Origin of the sequence: Enterobacter cloacae complex sp. ECL72 (assembly GCF_019056635.1) — a bacterium.
GTDB classification, from domain to species: domain Bacteria; phylum Pseudomonadota; class Gammaproteobacteria; order Enterobacterales; family Enterobacteriaceae; genus Enterobacter; species Enterobacter hormaechei_C.
The window spans coordinates 412,503-434,138 of sequence record NZ_CP077659.1 but is presented as its reverse complement, the minus strand read 5'-3'; the positions used below and the strand labels follow the sequence as shown (position 1 = coordinate 434,138).

The 21,636-nt window shown below is 55.5% G+C and carries 20 protein-coding genes and 1 tRNA gene; 6 read left to right on the top strand and 15 right to left on the bottom strand.

Going from position 1 to position 21,636, the window contains the following annotated elements:
• Positions 1–215: 215 nt before the first annotated feature.
• Complete coding sequence (gene dpaA, locus KTH07_RS02035; protein ID WP_006810008.1) at positions 216–956, top strand: peptidoglycan meso-diaminopimelic acid protein amidase; 741 nt, start codon at positions 216–218, stop codon at positions 954–956.
• Here the strand turns inward: dpaA and KTH07_RS02030 are convergent.
• Together KTH07_RS02030 and lpcA are read right to left on the bottom strand one after the other, a co-directional pair.
• Positions 927–1,694 (bottom strand): class II glutamine amidotransferase, encoded by a 768-nt coding sequence (locus KTH07_RS02030; RefSeq protein ID WP_217310876.1) that lies wholly within the window; start codon positions 1,692–1,694, stop codon positions 927–929. The genes dpaA and KTH07_RS02030 overlap by 30 nt on opposite strands.
• Before the next feature lie 48 nt (positions 1,695–1,742).
• Positions 1,743–2,321, bottom strand: coding sequence for a D-sedoheptulose 7-phosphate isomerase (gene lpcA, locus KTH07_RS02025; protein WP_003863232.1), 579 nt, complete (start codon positions 2,319–2,321; stop codon positions 1,743–1,745).
• Positions 2,322–2,560: 239 nt separating this feature from the next.
• Between lpcA and fadE the strand changes: the two genes are divergently transcribed.
• Positions 2,561–5,005: an acyl-CoA dehydrogenase FadE gene (fadE, locus tag KTH07_RS02020; protein ID WP_032620207.1), complete on the top strand. Its 2,445-nt coding sequence runs from the start codon at positions 2,561–2,563 to the stop codon at positions 5,003–5,005.
• A 107-nt stretch (positions 5,006–5,112) separates the two neighbouring features.
• A complete protein-coding gene (locus KTH07_RS02015; RefSeq protein ID WP_023303118.1) occupies positions 5,113–5,883 on the top strand; it encodes an amidohydrolase in 771 nt (256 codons plus the stop codon).
• An 85-nt stretch (positions 5,884–5,968) separates the two neighbouring features.
• On the opposite strand, the gene KTH07_RS02010 is transcribed toward KTH07_RS02015, so the two are convergent.
• From KTH07_RS02010 to dnaQ, 9 genes are all read right to left on the bottom strand, one after another.
• The gene (locus tag KTH07_RS02010) at positions 5,969–7,570 is read right to left on the bottom strand and encodes a gamma-glutamyltransferase family protein (RefSeq protein ID WP_032620209.1); all 1,602 of its coding nucleotides are present in this window, start codon (positions 7,568–7,570) and stop codon (positions 5,969–5,971) included.
• Positions 7,571–7,579: 9 nt separating this feature from the next.
• On the bottom strand, positions 7,580–8,455 hold the full coding sequence (locus KTH07_RS02005; protein WP_015571381.1) for an ABC transporter permease: 876 nt from the start codon (positions 8,453–8,455) through the stop codon (positions 7,580–7,582).
• A 2-nt stretch (positions 8,456–8,457) separates the two neighbouring features.
• Entirely contained in the window at positions 8,458–9,399 is a 942-nt protein-coding gene (locus KTH07_RS02000) for an ABC transporter permease (protein ID WP_015571382.1), read from the bottom strand.
• Between the two features lie 18 nt (positions 9,400–9,417).
• Positions 9,418–10,932 carry an ABC transporter substrate-binding protein gene (locus tag KTH07_RS01995; protein ID WP_072201441.1) on the bottom strand — a complete coding sequence of 505 codons (1,515 nt, stop codon included), beginning with the start codon at positions 10,930–10,932 and terminating at the stop codon, positions 9,418–9,420.
• A gap of 2 nt (positions 10,933–10,934) precedes the next feature.
• Positions 10,935–12,017: an ABC transporter ATP-binding protein gene (locus tag KTH07_RS01990; RefSeq protein ID WP_015571384.1), complete on the bottom strand. Its 1,083-nt coding sequence runs from the start codon at positions 12,015–12,017 to the stop codon at positions 10,935–10,937.
• Positions 12,014–13,027: an ABC transporter ATP-binding protein gene (locus tag KTH07_RS01985; RefSeq protein WP_063162182.1), complete on the bottom strand. Its 1,014-nt coding sequence runs from the start codon at positions 13,025–13,027 to the stop codon at positions 12,014–12,016. The genes KTH07_RS01990 and KTH07_RS01985 overlap by 4 nt, the downstream gene beginning before the upstream one ends.
• Positions 13,024–13,743 (bottom strand): FadR/GntR family transcriptional regulator, encoded by a 720-nt coding sequence (locus KTH07_RS01980; protein ID WP_015571386.1) that lies wholly within the window; start codon positions 13,741–13,743, stop codon positions 13,024–13,026. The genes KTH07_RS01985 and KTH07_RS01980 overlap by 4 nt, the downstream gene beginning before the upstream one ends.
• A 387-nt stretch (positions 13,744–14,130) precedes the next feature.
• Positions 14,131–14,207: transfer RNA gene (locus tag KTH07_RS01975), tRNA-Asp, on the bottom strand.
• A gap of 132 nt (positions 14,208–14,339) precedes the next feature.
• Positions 14,340–15,071: a DNA polymerase III subunit epsilon gene (gene dnaQ / locus KTH07_RS01970; RefSeq protein ID WP_003863237.1), complete on the bottom strand. Its 732-nt coding sequence runs from the start codon at positions 15,069–15,071 to the stop codon at positions 14,340–14,342.
• On the opposite strand from dnaQ, the gene rnhA reads away from it, so the two are divergent.
• On the top strand, positions 15,025–15,603 hold the full coding sequence (rnhA, locus tag KTH07_RS01965) for a ribonuclease HI (RefSeq protein ID WP_160840538.1): 579 nt from the start codon (positions 15,025–15,027) through the stop codon (positions 15,601–15,603). The genes dnaQ and rnhA overlap by 47 nt on opposite strands.
• On the opposite strand, the gene KTH07_RS01960 is transcribed toward rnhA, so the two are convergent.
• Entirely contained in the window at positions 15,604–16,320 is a 717-nt protein-coding gene (locus KTH07_RS01960) for a class I SAM-dependent methyltransferase (protein ID WP_032620212.1), read from the bottom strand. It abuts the gene before it with no gap.
• 32 nt (positions 16,321–16,352) lie between these two features.
• Between KTH07_RS01960 and gloB the strand changes: the two genes are divergently transcribed.
• Both gloB and mltD read left to right on the top strand, forming a co-directional pair.
• Positions 16,353–17,111: a hydroxyacylglutathione hydrolase gene (gloB, locus tag KTH07_RS01955; RefSeq protein WP_032620215.1), complete on the top strand. Its 759-nt coding sequence runs from the start codon at positions 16,353–16,355 to the stop codon at positions 17,109–17,111.
• Positions 17,112–17,179: 68 nt separating this feature from the next.
• Positions 17,180–18,544: a murein transglycosylase D gene (gene mltD, locus KTH07_RS01950; protein WP_023303113.1), complete on the top strand. Its 1,365-nt coding sequence runs from the start codon at positions 17,180–17,182 to the stop codon at positions 18,542–18,544.
• Positions 18,545–18,596: 52 nt separating this feature from the next.
• Here mltD and KTH07_RS01945 read toward each other — a convergent pair whose 3' ends face one another.
• From KTH07_RS01945 to KTH07_RS01935, 3 genes are all read right to left on the bottom strand, one after another.
• The gene (locus KTH07_RS01945; protein ID WP_015571390.1) at positions 18,597–19,370 is read right to left on the bottom strand and encodes a class I SAM-dependent methyltransferase; all 774 of its coding nucleotides are present in this window, start codon (positions 19,368–19,370) and stop codon (positions 18,597–18,599) included.
• Between the two features lie 77 nt (positions 19,371–19,447).
• Positions 19,448–20,248, bottom strand: a complete 801-nt coding sequence (locus KTH07_RS01940) for an endonuclease/exonuclease/phosphatase family protein (RefSeq protein ID WP_026080641.1) — start codon at positions 20,246–20,248, stop codon at positions 19,448–19,450.
• Between the two features lie 137 nt (positions 20,249–20,385).
• A complete protein-coding gene (locus KTH07_RS01935; RefSeq protein ID WP_063162181.1) occupies positions 20,386–21,561 on the bottom strand; it encodes an MFS transporter in 1,176 nt (391 codons plus the stop codon).
• Positions 21,562–21,636 lie beyond the last annotated feature (75 nt).

The window sequence follows — 21,636 nt, the reverse complement described above, 5'->3', positions numbered from 1 at the left end:
CTGGCGCGCCGAAATGCGAGCTATTGCGCAAAGTTCCTGGAGTCAGGACATTATGAATGGGTTATAAAGTAAAACTAATTTGTAAACGCAAAGGTTGGCTCTTGCGAAAATCTCCATCGGTGCTAATGTGAGCGCTCCTGTCCAGATTAGTCTGATTTCGGGTGTCTTTTGCCGTTCTGGCAAGTTGGTCATTGTTTTATCAAGGAACCAGTAGTATGCGTAAAATCGCATTGTTCATTGCGATGCTTCTGATACCGTGCATGTCGTTTGCCGGGCTGCTTGGCAGTAATAGTTCAACGACGCCGGTCAGCAAAGAGTATAAACAGCAGTTGATGGGATCCCCGGTTTATATTCAAATCTTCAAGGAAGAGCGCACACTCGATCTGTTTGTCAAAATGGGCGAGACGTATCAGCTGCTCGATAGCTACAAAATCTGTAACTATTCTGGCGGGCTGGGGCCGAAACAGCGCCAGGGTGACTTCAAAAGTCCGGAAGGGTTTTACAACGTTCAGCGTAACCAGCTAAAACCGGACAGCCGCTTCTATAAAGCGATTAACATCGGTTTCCCCAATGCCTTCGACCGTGCGCACGGTTACGAAGGGAAATACCTGATGATTCACGGTGCCTGCGTGTCTGTCGGTTGTTATGCGATGACGGATTCCGGCATTGATGAAATCTTCCAGTTTGTCACGGGCGCACTGGTCTTCGGCCAGCCGAACGTTCAGGTCAGCATCTATCCGTTCCGTATGACGGATGCGAACATGGCGCGCCATAAGTACTCTGTTTACACAGATTTCTGGAAACAGCTAAAACCGGGCTATGACTACTTCGAGCAGACCCATAAGCCGCCGGTGGTGTCCATCGTCAATGGCCGTTACGTGGTGAGTAAACCGCTCAGCCATGAAGTGGTTCAGCCGCAGCTGGCGTCAAATTACGCGGTCCCCGAGACAAAATAGCGCCCACTCGCCTGGCATGATCTTTTGCCAGGTTTCGTTGCCGGTCAGCGGCTGCGTTGCAATGACAGTGACCACATCGTTCGGTGTGGTCTCCTTCTGAAAATCAATTTCCACATCCTGATCGAGCAGCGTGGCGACGCCAAACGGCGCACGTCGGGTGATCCAGAACAGATTCGTCGAGCAGAACGCCATCACGTAGCGCCCGTCAGACAGCAGCATATTAAAGACGCCCTTCTCGCGTAACTCAGACGCCAGTGACGCTGTGTACTTAAAAACGGCGGTCATGTTGCCGGGCGTACGGGGGTAGCGCTCGGTCAGCTTGTGCAGCAGCCAGCAAAATGCTTTTTCGCTGTCCGTTTCACCGACAGGACGGAAATTGCCGGTTTCCAGCGACTTATAGCCCGAAAGCTGCCCGTTGTGCGCATAGGTCCAGTTACGGCCCCACAGTTCACGGGTAAACGGATGGGTATTTTCCAGCGCCACTTCGCCGCGATTGGCCTGGCGGATATGGGCGATCACCGAACAGGATTTAATAGGATAGTCCTGCACCAGTCTGGCAATGGGTGAGTTAAAGCTGGGTTGTGGATCTTTAAACGTGCGACATCCTTTGCCTTCGTAGAAGGTAATACCCCAGCCGTCTTTATGCGGCCCGGTTCCTCCACCGCGCTGAACCAGCCCGGTAAAACTAAAGCAGATATCGGTTGGCACATTGGCGCTCATCCCGAGCAGTTCGCACATAGATCACCTCCACAACAGCGGGGGGCACCGGCGCCCCCCAGCGAAGTCTTACTTAACCATCTCTTTTTCGATCAGTTGGATCAGGATGTGGATCACTTTGATGTGAATTTCCTGAACGCGATCCGCATAACCGAAGTGTGGTACACGGATTTCAATGTCCGCTGTACCGTCCATCTTACCGCCATCTTTCCCGGTCAGGGTGATCACTTTCATGCCCTTCTCACGCGCGGCGGCGATCGCTTTGATCACGTTAGCAGAGTTACCGGACGTGGAGATACCCAGCAGCACGTCGCCTTCACGGCCTACGGCTTCAACGTAGCGGGAAAAGATATGGTCGTAACCGAAGTCGTTGCCTACACAGGAGATGTGGCTCACGTCGGAAATCGCAATCGCCGGGTAGCCCGGACGGTTTTCGCGATAGCGTCCGGTCAGCTCTTCGGCGAAGTGCATGGCGTCACAGTGGGAACCGCCGTTACCGCAGGAGAGCACTTTACCGCCGGCTTTGAAGCTGTCGGCAAGCAGGACCGCCGCGCGCTGAATAGCGTGAATATTGGCATCATCTTTCAGAAAATTCGCCAGCGTTTCCGCCGCTTCGTTCAGTTCGTTACGAATAAGATCCTGGTACATGAGGATAATCCTTCAGTATTGATGAAATAACACAGTGGAGTGTACCGGATAGCAGTAAAAGCGAGAAGCTAAAGCCATGCGAATCGTCCGGCGTTTTGATTTTTTGTGCCGGCTAAAACGCGAACAATGTGAACCAGGTTGTAATTATTTTGTAAACACATTGCTAAAGGAAATGACATCAACTACAACCATATCATCACAAGTGGTCAGACCTCCTACAAGCAAGGGAGCTTTTCTTTATGATGATTTTGAGCATTCTCGCAACCGTTGTACTGCTCGGTGTGTTGTTCTATCACCGTGTCAGTTTATTCCTGAGTAGCCTGATTCTTCTGGCCTGGACGGCTGCACTTGGCGTCGCTGGCCTGTGGAATATCTGGGTCCTTGTTCCCCTGGCCATCATTTTGCTGCCGTTCAACCTGACGCCGATGCGTAAGTCGATGATCTCTGCCCCGGTGTTCAGGGGATTCCGTAAAGTGATGCCGCCGATGTCGCGTACAGAGAAAGAAGCGATTGACGCCGGTACGACCTGGTGGGAAGGCGATCTGTTCCAGGGCAACCCGGACTGGAAAAAGCTTCACAACTATCCGCAGCCGCGTCTGACCGCCGAAGAACAAGCCTTTATTGATGGTCCGGTAGAAGAAGCGTGCCGCATGGCAAACGACTTTGCCATCACTCACGAAATGGCCGACCTGCCGCCTGAGCTGTGGGCATACCTGAAAGAGCATCGCTTCTTCGCGATGATCATTAAGAAAGAGTACGGCGGTCTGGAATTCTCCGCTTACGCTCAGGCTCGCGTACTGCAAAAACTGGCGGGTGTCTCCGGGATCCTGGCGATCACCGTTGGCGTGCCAAACTCCTTAGGCCCGGGCGAGCTGTTACAGCATTACGGTACAGAAGAGCAGAAAGATCACTACCTGCCGCGTCTGGCGCGTGGTCAGGAAATTCCGTGCTTCGCGCTGACCAGCCCGGAGGCAGGCTCCGATGCCGGCGCAATTCCTGATACCGGCGTGGTTTGCATGGGCGAATGGCAGGGCCAGCAGGTGCTGGGCATGCGCCTGACCTGGAACAAACGTTATATCACCCTAGCACCTATCGCCACGGTGCTGGGCCTGGCGTTCAAACTCTCTGACCCGGAAAAACTGCTGGGCGGTGAAGAAGAGCTGGGTATTACCTGTGCGCTGATCCCAACCTCGACTCCGGGCGTTGAAATTGGTCGCCGTCACTTCCCGCTGAACGTACCCTTCCAGAACGGTCCAACCCGCGGTCAGGATATCTTTGTTCCGATTGACTACATCATCGGTGGCCCGAAAATGGCCGGGCAGGGCTGGCGTATGCTGGTGGAATGTCTGTCTGTGGGCCGCGGCATTACCCTGCCGTCGAACTCAACAGGCGGTCTGAAATCGGTGGCGATGGGGATTGGGGCTTACGCGCATATCCGCCGTCAGTTCAAAATCTCCATCGGCAAGATGGAAGGTATCGAAGAGCCGCTGGCGCGTATTGCGGGCAATGCCTACGTGATGGACGCCGCAGCCTCGCTGATTACCTACGGCATTATGCTGGGCGAAAAACCCGCCGTGCTGTCGGCGATTGTGAAGTATCACTGTACCCACCGCGCACAGCAGTCAATTATTGATGCAATGGATATCGCAGGCGGTAAAGGTATCATGCTCGGCGAAGGCAACTTCCTGGCGCGCGGCTATCAGGGTGCGCCGATTGCCATCACCGTGGAAGGGGCAAACATCCTGACCCGCAGCATGATGATCTTCGGCCAGGGTGCGATTCGTTGCCATCCGTACGTGCTGGAAGAGATGGCTGCCGCGCAGAATAATGATGTGGATGCCTTCGACAAGCTGCTGTTCAAACATATCGGTCACGTCGGCAGCAACAAGGTGCGCAGCTTCTGGCTGGGCCTGACGCGCGGGCTGACCAGCGCGACGCCAACCGGCGATGCGACCAAACGTTACTACCAGCACCTGAACCGTCAGAGCGCCAACCTGGCTCTGCTGTCTGACGTTTCCATGGCGGTGCTGGGCGGTAGCCTGAAGCGTCGCGAACGCATCTCCGCCCGTCTGGGTGATGTGCTGAGCCAGATCTTCCTGGCCTCTGCGGTGCTGAAACGCTACGACGATGAAGGCCGTCAGGAAGCGGATCTGCCGCTGGTGCACTGGGGCGTTCAGGATGCGATGTATCAGGCCGAACAGGCGATTGACGATCTGCTGGCGAACTTCCCGAACCGCTTCGTGGCGGGTGCCCTGCGCGCGGTGATCTTCCCGACCGGTCGTCATCACCTGGCGCCGTCCGACAAGCTGGATCACAAAGTGGCAAAAATCCTCCAGGTACCAAGCGCAACCCGCTCTCGTATTGGTCGGGGTCAATATCTGGCACCTACCCCGCATAACCCGGTAGGTTTGCTGGAAGAGGCGCTGCTTGACGTGATGGCCGCCGACCCGATTCACCAGAAGATCTGCAAACAGCTGGGCAAAAACCTGCCGTTTACACGACTGGATGAGCTGGCAAAACAGGCGCTGGCGGGTGGCATCATCGACAACAGCGAAGCTGCGATTCTGGTGAAAGCCGAAGAGAGCCGTCTGCGCAGTATTAATGTGGATGATTTCGAACCTGAAGAGCTGGCGACACAGCCGGTAAAGCTGCCAGAGAAGCACCGCAAACCTGAAGCGGCATAAGGCCTTTTGCTCCCACAAACCCCGCCCCGCGCGGGGTTTTTTATTGCCACATTTTCTGGTAATGACGTGCTACAGTGTCAAAAAGTGTTTTTTAAGGAGCCTGTATCGTGCCTGGTTTAAAGATTTCTGTTTTGCAGCAACCTTTAGTGTGGATGGACGGCCCCGCCAACCTTCGCCATTTTGATCGCCAGCTGGAAGAGATTACCGGACGCGATGTGATTGTCCTGCCGGAGATGTTTACCACAGGTTTCGCGATGGAGGCAGCAAAACAGTCCATGCCGCAGGACGAGGTGGTGGCCTGGATGCACGCCAGGGCGCAGGAAACAAATGCGCTGATTGCCGGTAGCGTCGCACTCCAGACCGGGCGCGGACCGGTCAACCGCTTCCTGCTGGTCGAGCCGGAAGGAAAAGTCCATTTCTACGATAAGCGCCACCTGTTCCGCATGGCGGATGAACATCAACATTATGAAGCCGGAAGCGAACGCGTGGTATTTGAATGGCGCGGCTGGCGTATTCTGCCGCTGGTCTGCTATGACCTGCGCTTCCCGGTGTGGTCGCGCAACCGCAACGATTATGACCTGGCGTTGTACGTCGCCAACTGGCCCGCCCCACGCTCCCTGCACTGGCAGGCTTTACTGACCGCGCGCGCGATTGAAAATCAGGCTTATGTCGTTGGCTGTAACCGCGTGGGAACGGACGGCAACGGGCATCACTATCGCGGTGACAGCCGGGTGATCAGTCCGCAGGGAGAGATTATTGCCACCTCCGAGCCGCATCAGGCAACACGAATTGACGCTGAGATCTCGTTAACGACGTTAAAGGAGTATCGGGAGAAGTTTCCGGCCTGGCAGGATGCAGATCCGTTTAGCATTGGTTGAAAAAAAGCCGGGTGACGGCTGCGCCTTACCCGGCCTACAAAAAGCACAGCGTAGGCCCGGTAAGCGCAGCGCCACCGGGCGTTAATTAACTCACCAGCGCCTGCCCGTCTTTGCGGCTTTCCGTCGCGGCCACGTAGTGCCCTTCCGGCATACGGTAAATCACCTGCGCACCGCCGAAGTTATAATCCTGAAGCGGATCTTCCACCACGATCTGATGCCCGCGCTCGCGCAGCGCCGCGATAGTATTGCGATCGAACGTTGATTCGACGATCACCTCCCTGCCCTGCACCACGCGCCAGCGCGGGGCATCGATTGCCGCCTGCGGGTTTTGCCCGTGCAGCATAATGCGCAGCGCCATCTGCATGTGCCCCTGCGCCTGCATCGGGCCGCCCATCACGCCGAAGGACATCAGCGGCTTGCCGTTGCCGTCCATCGCAAATCCCGGAATGATGGTGTGGAACGGGCGCTTGCTGCCCGCCAGCGCGTTCGGGTGCGCAGGATCCAGCACAAAGCCGCAGCCCCGGTTTTGCAGGCTGATCCCGGTATCCGGCACCACAATGCCTGAACCGAAGCCCATATAGTTGGACTGAATAAACGAGACCATCATCCCACTCGCATCCGCGGTGCTGACGTAAACCGTCCCGCTCTGCGTCGGGGAACCGTAGACAAAATCAGAGGCGCTATCGTGGTTAATAAGCGCCGCGCGCGACTTCAGGTAATGGTCGCTCAGCAGTTCTTTCGCCGCGAAGGCCATGTGTTCTTCATCCGCCACGTAGCGATCGAGATCCGCCAGCGCCAGCTTCATCGCCTCAATGGACAGGTGCAGAGACTGCACGGAGTCCGGGTGGTGCTTCTCAATGCCGCACTGCTCAAGAATGCCGAGCGCAATCAGCGTGGCGATCCCCTGACCGTTTGGCGGCAATTCCTGAACCGAGCCGCCCGCGAAGTCGCGCGACAGCAGGTCAACCCAGTCCACGCGGTGGTTTGCCAGATCCTCTGCCGTCAGATGCGCACCGTGTTCTTTGGCAAAAGCAGCGATTTTCTGCGCCAGCTCGCCGCGGTAAAACGCGTCACCGTTGGTTTTGGCAATCAGCTCCAGCGAGCTGACCTGCGCCGGGTTACGGAAGATTTCCCCCACGCGCGGGGCGCGGCCTTCCGGCGCGAAGCAGGCGCTGAAGCCCGGCTGATCTTTCAGCTTGCTATAGCCTCGCTGCCAGAGATGACCAATCAGCGGCGAGACGGGAAAGCCGTTGCGCGCGTAGTCAATGGCAGGCTGCGCCAGCGTGGTCAGCGGCAGCGTGCCGAAGCGCTCCGCCAGCGCGACCCAGCCGGATACCGCTCCCGGCACGGTCACCGCGTCCCAGCCAATTTCCGGCACTGCGCTTTTTCCGGCAAACAGATCCGCATGCCAGCTGGCCGGCGAGCGGCCTGATGCGTTGAGGCCGTGAAGCTTTTCACCGTCCCAGACGATGGCAAAGGCGTCGCTGCCGATCCCGTTGCCGGTCGGCTCAACTACCGTCAGCGCCATCGCGGTGGCAATGGCTGCATCGACGGCATTGCCGCCCAGTTGCAGCATCTTCATCCCCGCCTGCGCCGCCAGCGGCTGCGACGTGGCAACCGCGTTATGGCCCAGCATCGGCGAACGGCGTGAATCGTAACCGGACGTAAAATCAAGCGCTTTGGTCATCATGACTCCTTAGTCGTGGCGCGGATCGAGCGCATCGCGCAGCCCGTCGCCGAGTAGATTAAAGCCCTGCACGGCAAGGAAAATCGCCACGCCGGGGAAAACGGACATCCACGGAGCCTGCTCCAGAAACCCTTTCGCGGTGTTGAGCATGGAGCCCCAGGACGGATTTGGCGGCTGCTGTCCCAGCCCCAAAAACGACAGGCTGGCTTCGGCGATAATCGCCGAGGCGATCGCCAGCGTGGCCTGCACGAGGATCGGCGACATCACGTTTGGCAGGACGTATTTAATGATGATCCAGCGATCCGGCAGGCCAATCGCCCGCGCGCCGTCGATATACTCTTCGTTGCGAATGGCGATCACCTGGCCGCGCGTCAGCCGGGCGAAGATCGGCATTGCCGAGAGACCAATGGCGATCATCGCATTCGTCAGGCTTGGGCCCAAAAATGCCCCCAGCGCGATCGCCATGATCAGGAACGGACAGGCCAGCAAGGCCTCAATAAAGCGCGAGATCACGCCGTCCCACATCTTCTGGAAGTAGCCCGCCACCAGCCCCAGCGGCACGCCGATGACCACGGCAATAATGACCGACATACAGCCCGCCATCAGCGAGGTGCGCGCCCCCCAAATAATGCGGGATAAGATGTCACGCCCCAGCTCGTCGGTGCCGAACCAGTACATCGCCGACGGCGCTTTGCGCACCGCCAGGAAGTTGGCTTTGACCGGGTCGAAGGGGGCGATCCACGGCGCCAGCAGCGCCACCAGGACAAAAAAGCCCACCACAAGCGCGCCAATCACCGCGCTTTTATTGCCGAGAAATTTCTTCAGCACCCGGTTCTGCGCGCGCGGCAGCGTGGGGGCAACGGTTTGCGTCGTCAGTTCCGCCATGGTTAACCTCGCATTTTCGGGTTGATAAGGACGTAGAGCACGTCGGCCAGCAGATTGAGCATCAGGAAGCCGATCGCCACGATCAGCACCACGCCCTGCACCACCGCATAGTCACGATTGAACACCGAGTCGACGATCATTTTGCCAAAGCCCGGAATGGTGAAGACCTGCTCGGTCAGCACCGCGCCGCCCAGTAGCTCGCCGAACAGCAGCGTGGTGAGGGTGATTACAGGCACCAGCGCGTTGCGAAAGGCGTGCTTCAGGATCACTGCTTTCGGCAGCAGCCCCTTAGCGCGCGCGGTGCGGATGTAATCCGCTTTCAGCACCGCAATCATCGACGCTCGGGTATGGCGCATCAGCGTCGCCGCCAGTCCGGTTCCGAGCACGGACGCGGGCAGCAGCAGCGTGCGCAGGTTCTGGATCGGATCTTCACTGAATGGCACATAACCGGACGCAGGTAACCATTGCAAGTTCACCGAAAAGACCAGAATCAGCAGGATCCCCAGCCAGAAGTGCGGAATTGATATCCCCGAGATCGCCACAAAGTTCGCCCCGTGATCGACCCAGCTGTTTTTATTCACCGCCGCAAGGATCCCCATGCTGATGCCAAACACCAGCGCGATGATCATCGCCAGCAGAGAGAGCTCCAGCGTGACCGGCAGCTTGCTGGCAATCAGCTGCGTGACCGGTTCATGCGTGCGCAAGGAGACGCCCAGATCGCCCTGCAGCGCGCGCGTCAGCCAATGGAAATACTGCACGGGGATCGGCGCATCCAGATTAAGCTCAGCACGCAGCTGGGCAATGACCGCCGGATCGCGCTCCTCCCCGGCCATGGCGATCAGCGGGTCGCCGGGCAGCAGCTTTTGCAGCCCGAACACCATCATGCTCACCAGCAATAGCGTCGGGACGGCCAGCAGCAGACGTTTGCAAATCAGTTCCAGCATGGGTTCTCCTCAGGACGTTTATTTTGCCAGCGTCAAACCGGCCAGACGCACGATGCCGTCCGGGTACGGCTTAAAGCCCTGCACGTTCTTGTTCAGTCCAAAAATGCGCGGCTCGAAGTAGAGGTAGGCAATCGGCATGTCGGTCTGGAGCTGCTTCACCACCTTGTCGTACAGCGGCTGGCGTGCGGCCTGGTCGGTGCTCTGACGCGCCTGAGTCAGCCATTCATCGATTTGCGCGTTGCTGTATCGGCCGTCGTTCAGGGTGCCTTTACTGTTGATAAAGCCGTAAATGCTGCCATCCGGATCCGGGCGCCCCGACCAGCCGGAGAAGCTCAACTGGTAGTCACCGCTCTGCTGGCGATCCAGCAGCGTGGCGAACTCGGTCATTTGCAGGTTCAGGTTAAAGCCCGCCTCTGCCACCATCGCCTGCAATACCTGTCCCACCTGCTGCGAGGTTGGGTTGTTCGGCACCAGCAGATTGACGCTCAGCGGCGTGGTTACACCGGCGGCTTTCAGCAGCGCTTTGGCTTTATCGACGTCGCGCGGCGGGACCGGCAGGTTAACGTGGTACGGGCTGACCGGTGAAAACGCCTGATTTGCCGGGGTGTAGAGCCCTTCAAAGACCACCTGGTTTAAGGCATCGCGATCGATTGCCTGAGAAAATGCCTCGCGCACGCGGGCATCTTTGAACGGATCGTTGGCCGGCACCTTGCCGTTGTTAATATTGAAGGTGATCCCCTGATAGCCCAGACCGGTGACCTTCGCCAGCGCCAGCTTGCTGTCGGCTTCGACGGTTTTGACGTCGCTGGCGGCAATGCCTTCGGTCAGGTCGAGATCGCCCGCGCGCAGGTTCGCGAGACGCACGGAGGCATCCGGGATCGGCAGATAGATGATTTTGTCGAAGTGATAGGCGTCTTTGTTCCAGTAGTTGTCGAAGCGGGTCAGAACGATGCGGTCCTGCGACACGCGGCTGTCGAATTTGTATGGACCGGAGCAGACGGGATGGGCGGCAAAGTCAGGCTTTTTCGCCACATCGGGTGCCATCATCGCGCCCGCGCGGTCGGTGAGCTGCATTAGCAGCGCGGCATCCGGTGTTTTCAGGTGCAGCGCAATCTGCATCGGGCCGGTGACCTCGACCGATTCAACGGATGAGATCTCGCTTTTACGCAGGGAGCCTTTGAGGGTCAGGGCGCGGTCGAGGTTGTATTTTGCCGCAGCGGCATCAAATTTTTCACCGTCGTGGAAGGTCACACCTTCGCGTAGATCCATAGTCAGCGTTTTGCCATCTTCGCTCCAGGCCCAGGATTTTGCCAGACCCGGCACCACTTTCAGGTGCTCGTCGACGTCCACCAGCCTGTCGCACAGGGAGGCAAACACGAAACGGCCATAGTAGGTGCGCGCCAGATGCGGGTCGAGCATATCCGGGTCGGCCCCCAGGCCGATCCGCAGCACGCTTTCAGAATGGGCGGGCAGCGCCGCGCCAAGCAACATAACACTTCCCAGTACGGTCAAAAGAGAATTACGCATTGTCATTATCATGAGTTCCTTGAAGGAAGGGAGGAGTGAGTGGCCGCGTGTTCAAACAGCGCACGGCGGCGCAGAAAAGCGGCGGATGGCGGTGCGATCTGGATAACGCTGCGATCGCGATTGATCTCCTGCCAACGATGGCAGGCAACCTGACGTCCGCCGTCGAGCACCTGATTAATCGGCTCGATCTGGCGGCATTCATCTGTAACGTAGGGGCAACGGGTGTGGAAACGGCAGCCGGACGGCGGGTTAGCCGGGTTCGGTAAATCACCCTGCAACAGCGGCGTATCCCGCGCTACGCCTGGCTGCATTTGCGGCGCTGAGGCAATCAACGCCTGGGTATAAGGATGCAACGGTGCGTCGAAGATGTCGTCGACGGTGGCCAGCTCGACGATTTGCCCAAGATACATTACCGCCACGCGGTCGCTCATATGACGGATAACCGCCAGCCCGTGGGCGACGATCACCATCGTTAGCCCCAACTGGTGCTTCAGGCTTTCCAGTAAATTGACCACCTGTGCCTGAACGGAAACGTCCAGCGCAGAAACCGGCTCATCACCCAGCAGCAGCTTTGGGCCTGATGCCAGCGCGCGCGCAATGCCGATACGCTGGCGCTGCCCGCCGGAAAATTCGTGTGGATAACGCCCGGCCCAGGCTGAGGGCAAGCCGACCGTCCTGAGTAGCTCGGAGACGCGGTACTGGCGATCCGTTTTTTTCATGTTCTGGTGCAGCCACAGCGGCTCACCGACAATTTGCTCCACCGTCATGCGCGGGTTCAGCGAAGCGAAGGGATCCTGAAAGATGATCTGTAGCTCACGCCGGAGCTGGTTCAGACGGGCGCCCGAGGCGTGGGTGATCTCCTCACCCTGATAAAATACCCGCCCTTCGCTGGCGCCCAGCAGGCGCAGCAGCAGACGACCAAGGGTGGATTTCCCGGAACCCGACTCGCCGACAATTGCCAGCGTTTCGCCAGGCATCACCGACATCGAAACTCGGTCGACAGCGGTGACAAAGCGGGCCGGCGTAAACAGTTTTTTAGGGCCGGGGAAAAGCTTGCTCAGATCGCGGGCTTCAAGAATGGGCATAGTCATGCGGTCTCTCCCAGGGCAATATGGTGTTCGAGCGGCACGCGGAAGCAGGCAACCTGATGGCCCGTACCGAGCGTAGTGAGCGGTGGTTTTTCAGCATGACAGCGCGTCTGCGCGAAGGGACATCGGGTGGCAAAGCGGCAGCCTTGAGGCATGGATTCCGGCAGCGGGACCGATCCGGGAATAGTTGATAGCTGGCTTTTACGCGCGCCCATAGAAGGAAGGGAACCCATAAGGCCAATGGTATAGGGGTGCTGCGGATCGGCAAACAGAGCTTCAACACTCCCCTGCTCCACTAGCTGTCCGGCATACATCACCGCCACCTGCTGCGCGACTTCAGCCACCACGCCTAAATCGTGGGTGATCATCAGCACCGCCGTGCCCGTTTCTTCTTTTAAAGTATTGAGCAGGGAGAGAATTTGCGCCTGAATGGTCACGTCCAGAGCGGTAGTGGGTTCGTCAGCAATGAGTAGTTTGGGATGGTTTATCAGCGCCATCGCAATCATCACGCGCTGGCGCATACCGCCGGAAAGCTGATGCGGGTAAGCCTTAAGGCGCATCTCTGCTGCCGGGATCTGCACCTTCTCCAGGATCTGTAGCGCAACCGTCATCGCCTCAGCCCGGGAGATCGTTTGATGGCGCATCACCGCTTCACTGAGCTGATCGCCAAGCGTGAAGGCCGGGTTGAGCGAGGTCATGGGCTCCTGGAATATCATCGCCAGCTCGCTGCCGCGCAGATCGGCATACTCCCGCGGCGAGAGCTTGCGCAGATCCTGGCGGCGGAAATTCATCTCCCCGCTGACGATCCGGGCGCTGGCAGGTAATAACCCCATCAGCGCCAGGGAAGTGATGCTTTTACCGCAGCCGGACTCGCCTACCAGCGCCAGCGTTTCTCCCGCCCTGACCGTCAGCGAGATATCGTCGAGCACGCTCACCGGCGAGCCCGCGAATTTAACGTTGAGGTTTTGCAGCCGCAGTACGGGCGTGGAGTCCTTAAAGGGTATCGTCGTCATAGCGTGGAATCGTCCTCAAGGTGAATAGCCTGAATCAGGGCGGTTTGCAGGCTGAGCAGGTGTTCGCGCATGGCGGCAGCTGCTTCATTAGGCTGGCGATGAATAATCGCTGACATGATTTTGTGATGGTGGTCGTTGTAGCTATCGACACGTTCAGGGGTGCGGGCAAGTTCGCGTAAATGCTGCCAGCCAGGCTCCCGGCGGACGGCATCTATCGCATCAAAAAGCCCAAGCATCAGGCGGTTACCTGCTGCCTCCGCAATGGCGCGGTGGAAGGCGCTATCCCACAGTTCGTTGAGATCGCGGTCATCCGGGCTGACCTTATTAATGCGTTCCAGCATACGCTGCATGAGCGCGAGGTTTTCCCTGGTGGCACGCAGTGCCGCAAGTCGGGCTAAGCCGGGTTCGAGCTGTAGTCGAGCTTCCATGACTTCCAGCAGGTTGGTTTGCTGAACCAATCCCTGAAGCGCCAACGGCTCAACCGGGGCAGATGGACCAATGAAGGTACCCTTGCCCTGCTTGCGCCAGATACGCCCTTCCTCTTCCAGCACGTCCAGCGCGCGACGCACTTCACGTCGGCCTACGCCGAGAGTGTCCGACAGCTCACGTTCAGTGGGCAGCGGAATGCCTGGTGTTGACTCGTGCTGGTTGATAAGCCCGCGCAGCTGCTCAAGCGCGGTACTGGAATTAGCTAAAAACCGTGAAGGCTTTTCCATATTGGTTCGCTCGCTTTCATCATTGCTTTATTTTTATTAATAATAAGTTATTGATATGACGCAGAACTTAACGTGCTAGTAATTAAGCAATTAACGAACCAATAGCGTATTGGTTCGTTAATTTTCTGAAAAATGATCGGTAACCGAATGATTTCCTACCAATTATTTTACATAATTATTACATAAGAAGATGGGCGCGAAGGTAAGGATGAGCAAAAAACGCACAAAAACAGTGCAAATAATGCACTAAAATCGTGCACTTGTTAATAAAATGCACCGTATTTATTAACTTTTTGTTAATGGAAATAAAAAGAGGAATAAACAATATTCGAGGGACTATAAAACGACGAAAGCCTGAATCATTTCTGACTCAGGCTTTCTGAATAGTGGCGGAACGGACGGGACTCGAACCCGCGACCCCCTGCGTGACAGGCAGGTATTCTAACCGACTGAACTACCGCTCCACTGTTCCCGTTTGGGGAACGAGGCGAATATTACGGTTTGCCTCTGAACTCGTCAACGCTTTTTCTCAGGTTTTGAATCGTTTGCTGCAAAATTCACCCAAACGGTGATTTAACAAACGTTTCAGCACATTTTCACGTGCGCCACAGACAGCTTCCGCCCTTCTTCTGCACTAAATCGAGACGAGATTCATGGTTCATCAGTTCTTCATCACTGGCTAAAACAACCCGCAGGCGATTCGCCTGACGCACAATACGCTGAATTCCCCCTTCATCCCGCGTCTGCTGGGATTCATTTTCCATACTGAATTTCATCGACGTTTGCCCGCCGGTCATGGTCAGGTAGACATCGGCCAGGATCTGGGCATCGAGCAATGCGCCGTGCAGCGTTCGCTTGGTGTTGTCTATCTCATAGCGAGAGCACAGGGCATCAAGGCTGTTACGCTTGCCGGGGAACATCTTCCTTGCCAGCGCCAGGCTATCCGTGACTTTACAGAACGTATTCGTCTTCGGAATATCACGGTTGAGCTTGCTGAACTCATAGTCCATAAAGCCGATATCGAACGACGCGTTATGAATGACAAGTTCCGCACCTCTGATGTAGTCGAGAAATTCATCTGCGACGTCGGCAAAGGTGGGCTTATCCAGCAAAAACTCATCGGCAATTCCGTGAACGCCGAACGCTTCCGGGTCCACCAGCCGATCGGGTTTAAGGTAAACGTGGAAGTTGTTGCCCGTAAGGCGACGGTTCACCACTTCAACGGCACCAATCTCAATGATTTTGTGCCCTTCGTAGTGGGCGCCAATCTGGTTCATACCGGTGGTTTCGGTATCAAGAACAATCTGGCGAGTAATTGCAGTGCTCATAGCGGTCATTTATGTCAGACTTATCGTTTTACTGAACGTTTCAAATACAGGAAGTCTACCAGAGATGCGTAAACAGGTAGAAATTTTCACCGATGGATCTTGTCTCGGTAACCCAGGGCCCGGCGGCTATGGCGCCATTATGCGCTATCGTCAGCATGAAAAAACATTTAGTGAAGGCTATTTCCTGACCACCAACAACCGCATGGAGTTGATGGCGGCCATCGTGGCGCTGGAAGCGTTAAAAGAACATTGTGACGTGGTGCTGAGTACCGACAGCCAGTATGTCCGCCAGGGCATTACCCAATGGATCCACAACTGGAAAAAGCGGGGCTGGAAAACGGCAGAGAAAAAACCCGTCAAGAATGTCGATCTCTGGAAGCGTCTTGATGCCGCCCTCGGTCAGCACGAAATCAAATGGGAGTGGGTAAAGGGGCACGCCGGTCATCCTGAAAACGAACGCTGTGACGAGCTGGCTCGCGCGGCGGCATCCAACCCGACCCATGAGGATGCAGGTTATCAACCTGAATCCTGATCACGGTTTTTTGTACTGCCGCGTGGCCCCCACGGTCTGGCGGATCCGCGTTTTTGATTTGCTTTGCTTCATCGGGTTGAGCGTAAGGGGGATCGTCCTCTTACGCGCGACAATAAATTGCATGCAGCCCAGCGCGGGTAAATGGGTGCTTAATAAGACCCCGCCTTTACGCGTCCAGGGGATGACCTGAAAACCCCCGTAGCTTAGCACTTCGAAATTTAACAGTGAAAGCCAGTCCAGCTGGCGCATCATGGTAAACATCCTGCTGTTATAAGGCGGCGTGCGACGCAGAACGGGCGTCATTTTACGTAGCCCCATCAGACTCAGCGGATTAAAACCGCTCAGGATCAGCCAGCCGTCATCAATCAAAACGCGGTCGGCTTCCCGCAGCAGACGATGGGGATCGCTGCACCAGGGCAGCGTGTGGGCGAGCAGACAGGCATCAATGGATTTTTCCGCAAACGGCAAATGCAGCGGATCCGCTTTCACCTGAACCGGGGAGCCATTAAGCGATACGCTAACCTGATGCGAGATAGCGCAGCTTTCGGTATTGATTTCTGCGCTCAGATTGCCAATCTTAAGCAGGTGAAAACCATACATTTTCGCGAGCCAGGGTTTAAGCTGAAGTTCTAAGGCCTCGCGATAATATTCACCCCAGGGCAACTCTGCCCAACGTTCCGGTGGTGCGACAGTCTGAGGTATCCTTGCCGGTTTCATCAAAACACCCGCCACGCTATAAGAGGTAATGCATGAATCTTATCAGTATTTCCGCCTTTCAGGACAATTACATCTGGGTTTTAGTCGACGACGATCGCAGATGCATCATTGTTGATCCAGGCGAATCCGCACCGATCCTGCACGCGATTAAAGAAAACGGCTGGCAGCCGGAGGCGATCCTCCTTACCCATCACCATCACGATCATGTCGGCGGTGTTCCCGATCTCCTTGCACGCTATCCCCATCTACCCGTCTACGGACCAGCAGAGACACAGGATAAGGGTACGACGCAAGTTGTTGAAGAAGGCGAAAGTATCCTCATCCTCGGGTGGGAGTTTTCCGTATTTGCTACGCCAGGTCACACTTCCGGTCATCTCTGTTTCTACAGCAAACCTTATCTGTTTTGTGGCGACACGCTGTTTTCTGGCGGCTGTGGAAGGCTGTTTGAAGGCACGCCAGAACAGATGTATCAATCTTTACAAAAAATTAATGCGCTGCCAGCCGACACCGTAATTTGTTGCGCACATGAGTATACATTAGGGAATATGAAGTTTGCTGTAAGCGTGCTGCCTGAGGATCGGGCGATTCAGGATTATTACCAGAAAGTGAAGGAGTTACGTGCAAAAAACCAAAAAACACTCCCCGTAATTCTGAAAAATGAGCGACAAATAAATTTATTTTTAAGAACTGATGATGTTGATTTAATTAATAAAATTAATCAAGAAACAAATTTGTTACAACCTGAAGCGCGATTTGCATGGTTAAGGTCAAAGAAAGATAACTTCAGATAATTGCGGGTTGCCTTTTCAAAATTTCGCCGTTATCATCGCTCGTCTTTTAAGCAACTATTGACACACACATGAAGGCAAAAGCGATATTACTCGCCTCTGTCCTGCTTGTAGGTTGCCAGTCACAAAACGGCAGCAACGTACAACAGCACGCACAGAGCCTTTCTGCGGCTGGTCAAGGGGAAGCAGGGAAGTTTACGAGTCAGGCGCGATGGTTGGACGATGGGACATCCTTCGCGCAGGAACAAGACTTGTGGGCCTCTATTGGCGACGAGCTAAAGATGGGAATTCCGGAAAACAGCCGGATTCGCGAACAGAAACAGAAGTATTTGAGAAATAAGAGCTATCTCCACGATGTAACATTACGGGCAGAGCCGTATATGTACTGGATAGCCGGGCAAGTTAAGAAACGTAACATGCCTATGGAACTGGTACTACTACCCATAGTGGAGAGCGCTTTTGACCCGCACGCGACGTCTGGCGCCAATGCAGCAGGCATCTGGCAGATCATTCCGAGCACAGGGCGAAATTATGGTTTAAAGCAGACCCGCAACTACGATGCGCGTCGTGATGTTGTCGCTTCAACGACAGCCGCTCTCGACATGATGCAACGTCTGAACAAGATGTTTGACGGCGACTGGTTATTGACCGTCGCGGCGTATAACAGTGGTGAAGGTCGTGTACTGAAGGCAATGAAAGCGAATAAAGCGCGTGGAAAATCCACAGACTTCTGGTCGCTCTCACTGCCACAGGAAACAAAGATTTACGTACCGAAAATGCTGGCACTGGGCGATATTATCAAGAACAGCAAACGTTACGGTGTACAACTGCCAACACCAGACGAAAGTCGTGCACTGGCGCGTGTCCGCCTCAGCAGCCCGGTTGATATTCAACAGGTTGCAGATATGACGGGTATGTCGGTAAGTAAGCTTAAAACCTTTAATGCAGGTGTTAAAGGCTCCACGCTGGGCGCTAGTGGCCCTGGCTATGTGATGGTTCCGCAGAAACATGCGGAACAGTTACGAGAGTCTTTAGCTTCGGGTGAAATTGCAGCCGTTCAGTCCACGCTGATCGCTGATACGTCGCCTGTAAGCAGCCGCAGCTATAAGGTGCGTTCAGGTGATACGCTTTCAGGTATTGCATCACGTCTTGGCGTGAATGCGAAAGATCTCCAGCAGTGGAATAATCTGCGCGGATCTGGTCTGAAAGTGGGTCAAACGCTGTCCGTAGGTGCAGGTAGCAGCGCACAGCGTCTCGCTAAAAACAGCGATAGCATTACCTATCGCGTACGTAAAGGCGACTCGCTGTCCAGTATTGCTAAGCGTCACGGCGTAAACATCAAAGATGTGATGCGCTGGAACAACGATACTGACAACCTGCAACCTGGCGACCAGCTGACGTTGTTTGTGAAAAACAGCGCTACGCCAGATTCCTGATAGTACGATCGCTTGTTAAAAAGGCACCGATTCCCCTCGGTGCCTTTTTTATTTATCCCGCTTTTTGCGCTTCAGCCATAATGGTGTCGCTGGTAAACGAACCATCATCATGCAGTTCAAAGTACGCCTTCACGTCAGCAGAGGCGCTCTCCTGATACAATCGGATCGCCTGAGTCAATGCCTCGGGTGTGCGCATCCGTGCAATCCATGATGTGAACTCCAGCGGCAAACGGTCGGTTATCAATGAGCGTGAAATCAAGCCGGCTTCGGTGATAAACGTAAGCCACTCTCCACTGGAGTAGTTTTGCACGTGCGAGGTATCACGCAGCGCTTCAACCGTCTGGAGCCAGATATTTCGTACTGGATGTCCGGGAGACATCACGTCCATGATGATGAAGATTCCGCCCGGTTTGAGCACGCGTTTCACTTCCCGTAATGCCTGCCCCACATCATGCCAGTGGTGTGCAGAGTAACGGCTAATCACAACCTCAAACGACGCATCCTCAAAGGGTAAAGATTCAGCGTAGCCCTGGCGCGTCGTGACGTTATTCAGCCCTTTCGCTTTCGCCGCTTCAGCAACCACATCCAGCATCTGGCTCGATAAGTCATATGCCGTCACCTGAGCAACCTGCTGTGCGGCGGTAAAACTGGCGTGCCCCGCCCCGCAGCCTAAGTCCAGCACGTGCGCGTCAGGAAACGCGGCGAGCCGTTCGCCGAGACGTACCAGATCGCGGCCAGAGGCGTGCACGGCGCTGCTCAGGTAGGCACTTGCCTGAGAACCAAACTGTTTTTCGACGTTGTCATGATGGGAGTGTGTTGTTGTCATGTTGCTGTCCTTTTATGGGTTAAAAAATAAAGGGCAGCACCCGCACAGGCCTGCCCCACGGCAGACCTGACGCACCATTATTTATCAGGTTTGCCGGGACTGAATTCAACTAGTAGAGGATTATGATCGGAGGCGCGCGTCACCAGAACGGAGGCGTCGTGCACGCTTAAACCCCGATAGAAGACAAAATCGAGAGGACGACCAAACGCTTTCTTGCGCTGGTCATCGTTAAAACGAACTTCACGCAGCGACATTTCACGCGCGAAGCGGTACAACGCGTTCATACGTGGACGGCTCCAGGCATTGAAGTCCCCGGCCATAATGATCGGCCCACTGTGATGAGCAATCTGATCGCCAATGGGTAGTAACTGCTTACTGTACACATCAACACCCAGGCTGAAGTTCACCGCATGAATGTTTACCACCATCAGCAGACGGGTGTCGGGCAACGGATAGACCGTGACCAGCGCCGATTTTGCCAGACGCAGGATTGGCTCACGTTCACGCAGCGGGCAGCAATAGACCGGATGTGCGGCTGAAAGGGTCATCACCCCAGAAGGATGCTGTGGCAGAACAAAGGCAGGCACCTGATCGGCTGCAAGATAGTTTGTCGTTGCAAACCTGACCAGCTCAGGCGTGGTTTGCGCCTCCTGTAACAGAACCAGATGCGCATCTTTACCAAAATTTTTAAGTACGGATAACCACTCCGCACGCTGTTGTTTAAAGATGTTCCACACCAGTACGCGAATTTTTTCGTCACTGCTTAATGGCGTGCCCGCTGGTAATGCCTGACCCAGGCTCGCAAACGACCCCGGAGGCAAGATCCTCTCCGCGGGCATTCCGGCAACATAACGCATGGCATAGGTATTTTTTCGCACTTTTGGAAACGACCTCTGTAACATGAACCAGCCCGGAAAACGGACTGGTTCTAATGTTATAGGGATTTTAGGTCACACTTTCAACGCAATTACTGAGAAACCGCTTTCCAGTTTTGTAAGCAAGCACTTACTGATACTTATCCAAGCGCGATACGAGCGGGTTTATCAAGCCGTCCACTCAGACTAATAAGCAGGAAAGCGACAAGCACAATTACCGCACCAATCCATGGCGTTTGGGTTAATCCAACGTGTTCAACCGTCTGCCCGCCGATAACCGATCCGAGTGCGATACCGATATTGAATGCGGCGATATTCAGGCCGGATGCGACATCCACCGCATTGGGCGTATAGCGTTCGGCTTTCTGTACAACATAGACCTGCAATCCCGGTACGTTACCAAACGCGAATATTCCCATAACCAACACAGTTACCAGCGCTGCGTATTGTATCGACGCGGTGAACTGGAAAATCATCAGCAGGACAACCAGCGCGGCGAAGATAAATTTTAGCGCCGGTACCGCACCATGCTTATCCGCAAGCTTGCCGCCCCAGATATTGCCGATTGCAACGGAGATACCGTAGCCCAGTAAAATCCAGCTCACTGCGCCCGGAGAAAAACCAGCCAGCTCCTGCATCATCGGTGCAAGGAAAGTGAACGCAGTGAACACACCTCCATAACCCAGAGCCGTAACGGCATAGATCAGCAGCAGGCGCGGGTGTGTCAGAACCTTAACCTGATCGCTCAGGCTGGCGCTCGCGCGCCCCGGAATACTGGAGGGCACCAGCAGCAGGCTGGCTACCAGAGCAATCACGCCCAACAGCGATACCGCGAGGAAGGTTTCTCGCCAGCCAAAATGTTGCCCAATAAACGTTCCTAACGGTACGCCGGTGACCAGCGCGACGGTTAAGCCGCCAAACATAATCGCAATGGCTGACGCCGCTTTCTCTTTTGGCACCAGGCTGGTTGCAATCGTAGAACCGATGGAGAAGAAGACACCGTGCGCGAGGCCAGACAGCAAACGGGCAATGACCAGGGTAGTGTAGTCCGGAGCCTGCCACGCCAGAATATTGCCGGCGGTGAAGAGCACCATCAGGGCAACTAACAGTTGTTTACGTGGAAAGCGTCCAGTCAGTGCGGTCAGCACAGGCGCCCCAACAGCGACGCCTAACGCGTAAATAGATACCAGCAGCCCGGCAGAAGGCAGCGAAATGGCGAGTTGTTCAGCAATAGTGGGAACAAGTCCTACAATAACAAATTCGGTCGTGCCAATTGCGAAGGCACTGATCGTCAGGGCAAGAAGCGCCAGTGGCATAAATACTCCGTCTCTTCAGGATTAAGATGACAGGCAGTATGCGCCAGTGTTTAAATAACAAAAATGGTTAGAATC

Excerpts from the sequence above, each read along its gene's own strand:
- mltD (WP_023303113.1), top strand. The coding sequence starts at position 17,180 with ATGAAGGCAAAAGCGATATTACTCGCCTCTGTCCTGCTTGTAGGTTGC.
- gloB (WP_032620215.1), top strand. The coding sequence starts at position 16,353 with ATGAATCTTATCAGTATTTCCGCCTTTCAGGACAATTACATCTGGGTT.
- KTH07_RS02010 (WP_032620209.1), bottom strand. The coding sequence starts at position 7,570 with ATGACCAAAGCGCTTGATTTTACGTCCGGTTACGATTCACGCCGTTCG.
- KTH07_RS02005 (WP_015571381.1), bottom strand. The coding sequence starts at position 8,455 with ATGGCGGAACTGACGACGCAAACCGTTGCCCCCACGCTGCCGCGCGCG.
- KTH07_RS01995 (WP_072201441.1), bottom strand. The coding sequence starts at position 10,932 with ATGACAATGCGTAATTCTCTTTTGACCGTACTGGGAAGTGTTATGTTG.
- KTH07_RS01985 (WP_063162182.1), bottom strand. The coding sequence starts at position 13,027 with ATGACGACGATACCCTTTAAGGACTCCACGCCCGTACTGCGGCTGCAA.
- fadE (WP_032620207.1), top strand. The coding sequence starts at position 2,561 with ATGATGATTTTGAGCATTCTCGCAACCGTTGTACTGCTCGGTGTGTTG.
- KTH07_RS02000 (WP_015571382.1), bottom strand. The coding sequence starts at position 9,399 with ATGCTGGAACTGATTTGCAAACGTCTGCTGCTGGCCGTCCCGACGCTA.
- KTH07_RS01990 (WP_015571384.1), bottom strand. The coding sequence starts at position 12,017 with ATGACTATGCCCATTCTTGAAGCCCGCGATCTGAGCAAGCTTTTCCCC.
- KTH07_RS02030 (WP_217310876.1), bottom strand. The coding sequence starts at position 1,694 with ATGTGCGAACTGCTCGGGATGAGCGCCAATGTGCCAACCGATATCTGC.
- KTH07_RS01945 (WP_015571390.1), bottom strand. The coding sequence starts at position 19,370 with ATGACAACAACACACTCCCATCATGACAACGTCGAAAAACAGTTTGGT.
- dnaQ (WP_003863237.1), bottom strand. The coding sequence starts at position 15,071 with ATGAGCACTGCAATTACTCGCCAGATTGTTCTTGATACCGAAACCACC.
- KTH07_RS01935 (WP_063162181.1), bottom strand. The coding sequence starts at position 21,561 with ATGCCACTGGCGCTTCTTGCCCTGACGATCAGTGCCTTCGCAATTGGC.
- KTH07_RS01980 (WP_015571386.1), bottom strand. The coding sequence starts at position 13,743 with ATGGAAAAGCCTTCACGGTTTTTAGCTAATTCCAGTACCGCGCTTGAG.
- lpcA (WP_003863232.1), bottom strand. The coding sequence starts at position 2,321 with ATGTACCAGGATCTTATTCGTAACGAACTGAACGAAGCGGCGGAAACG.
- KTH07_RS01960 (WP_032620212.1), bottom strand. The coding sequence starts at position 16,320 with ATGAAACCGGCAAGGATACCTCAGACTGTCGCACCACCGGAACGTTGG.
- dpaA (WP_006810008.1), top strand. The coding sequence starts at position 216 with ATGCGTAAAATCGCATTGTTCATTGCGATGCTTCTGATACCGTGCATG.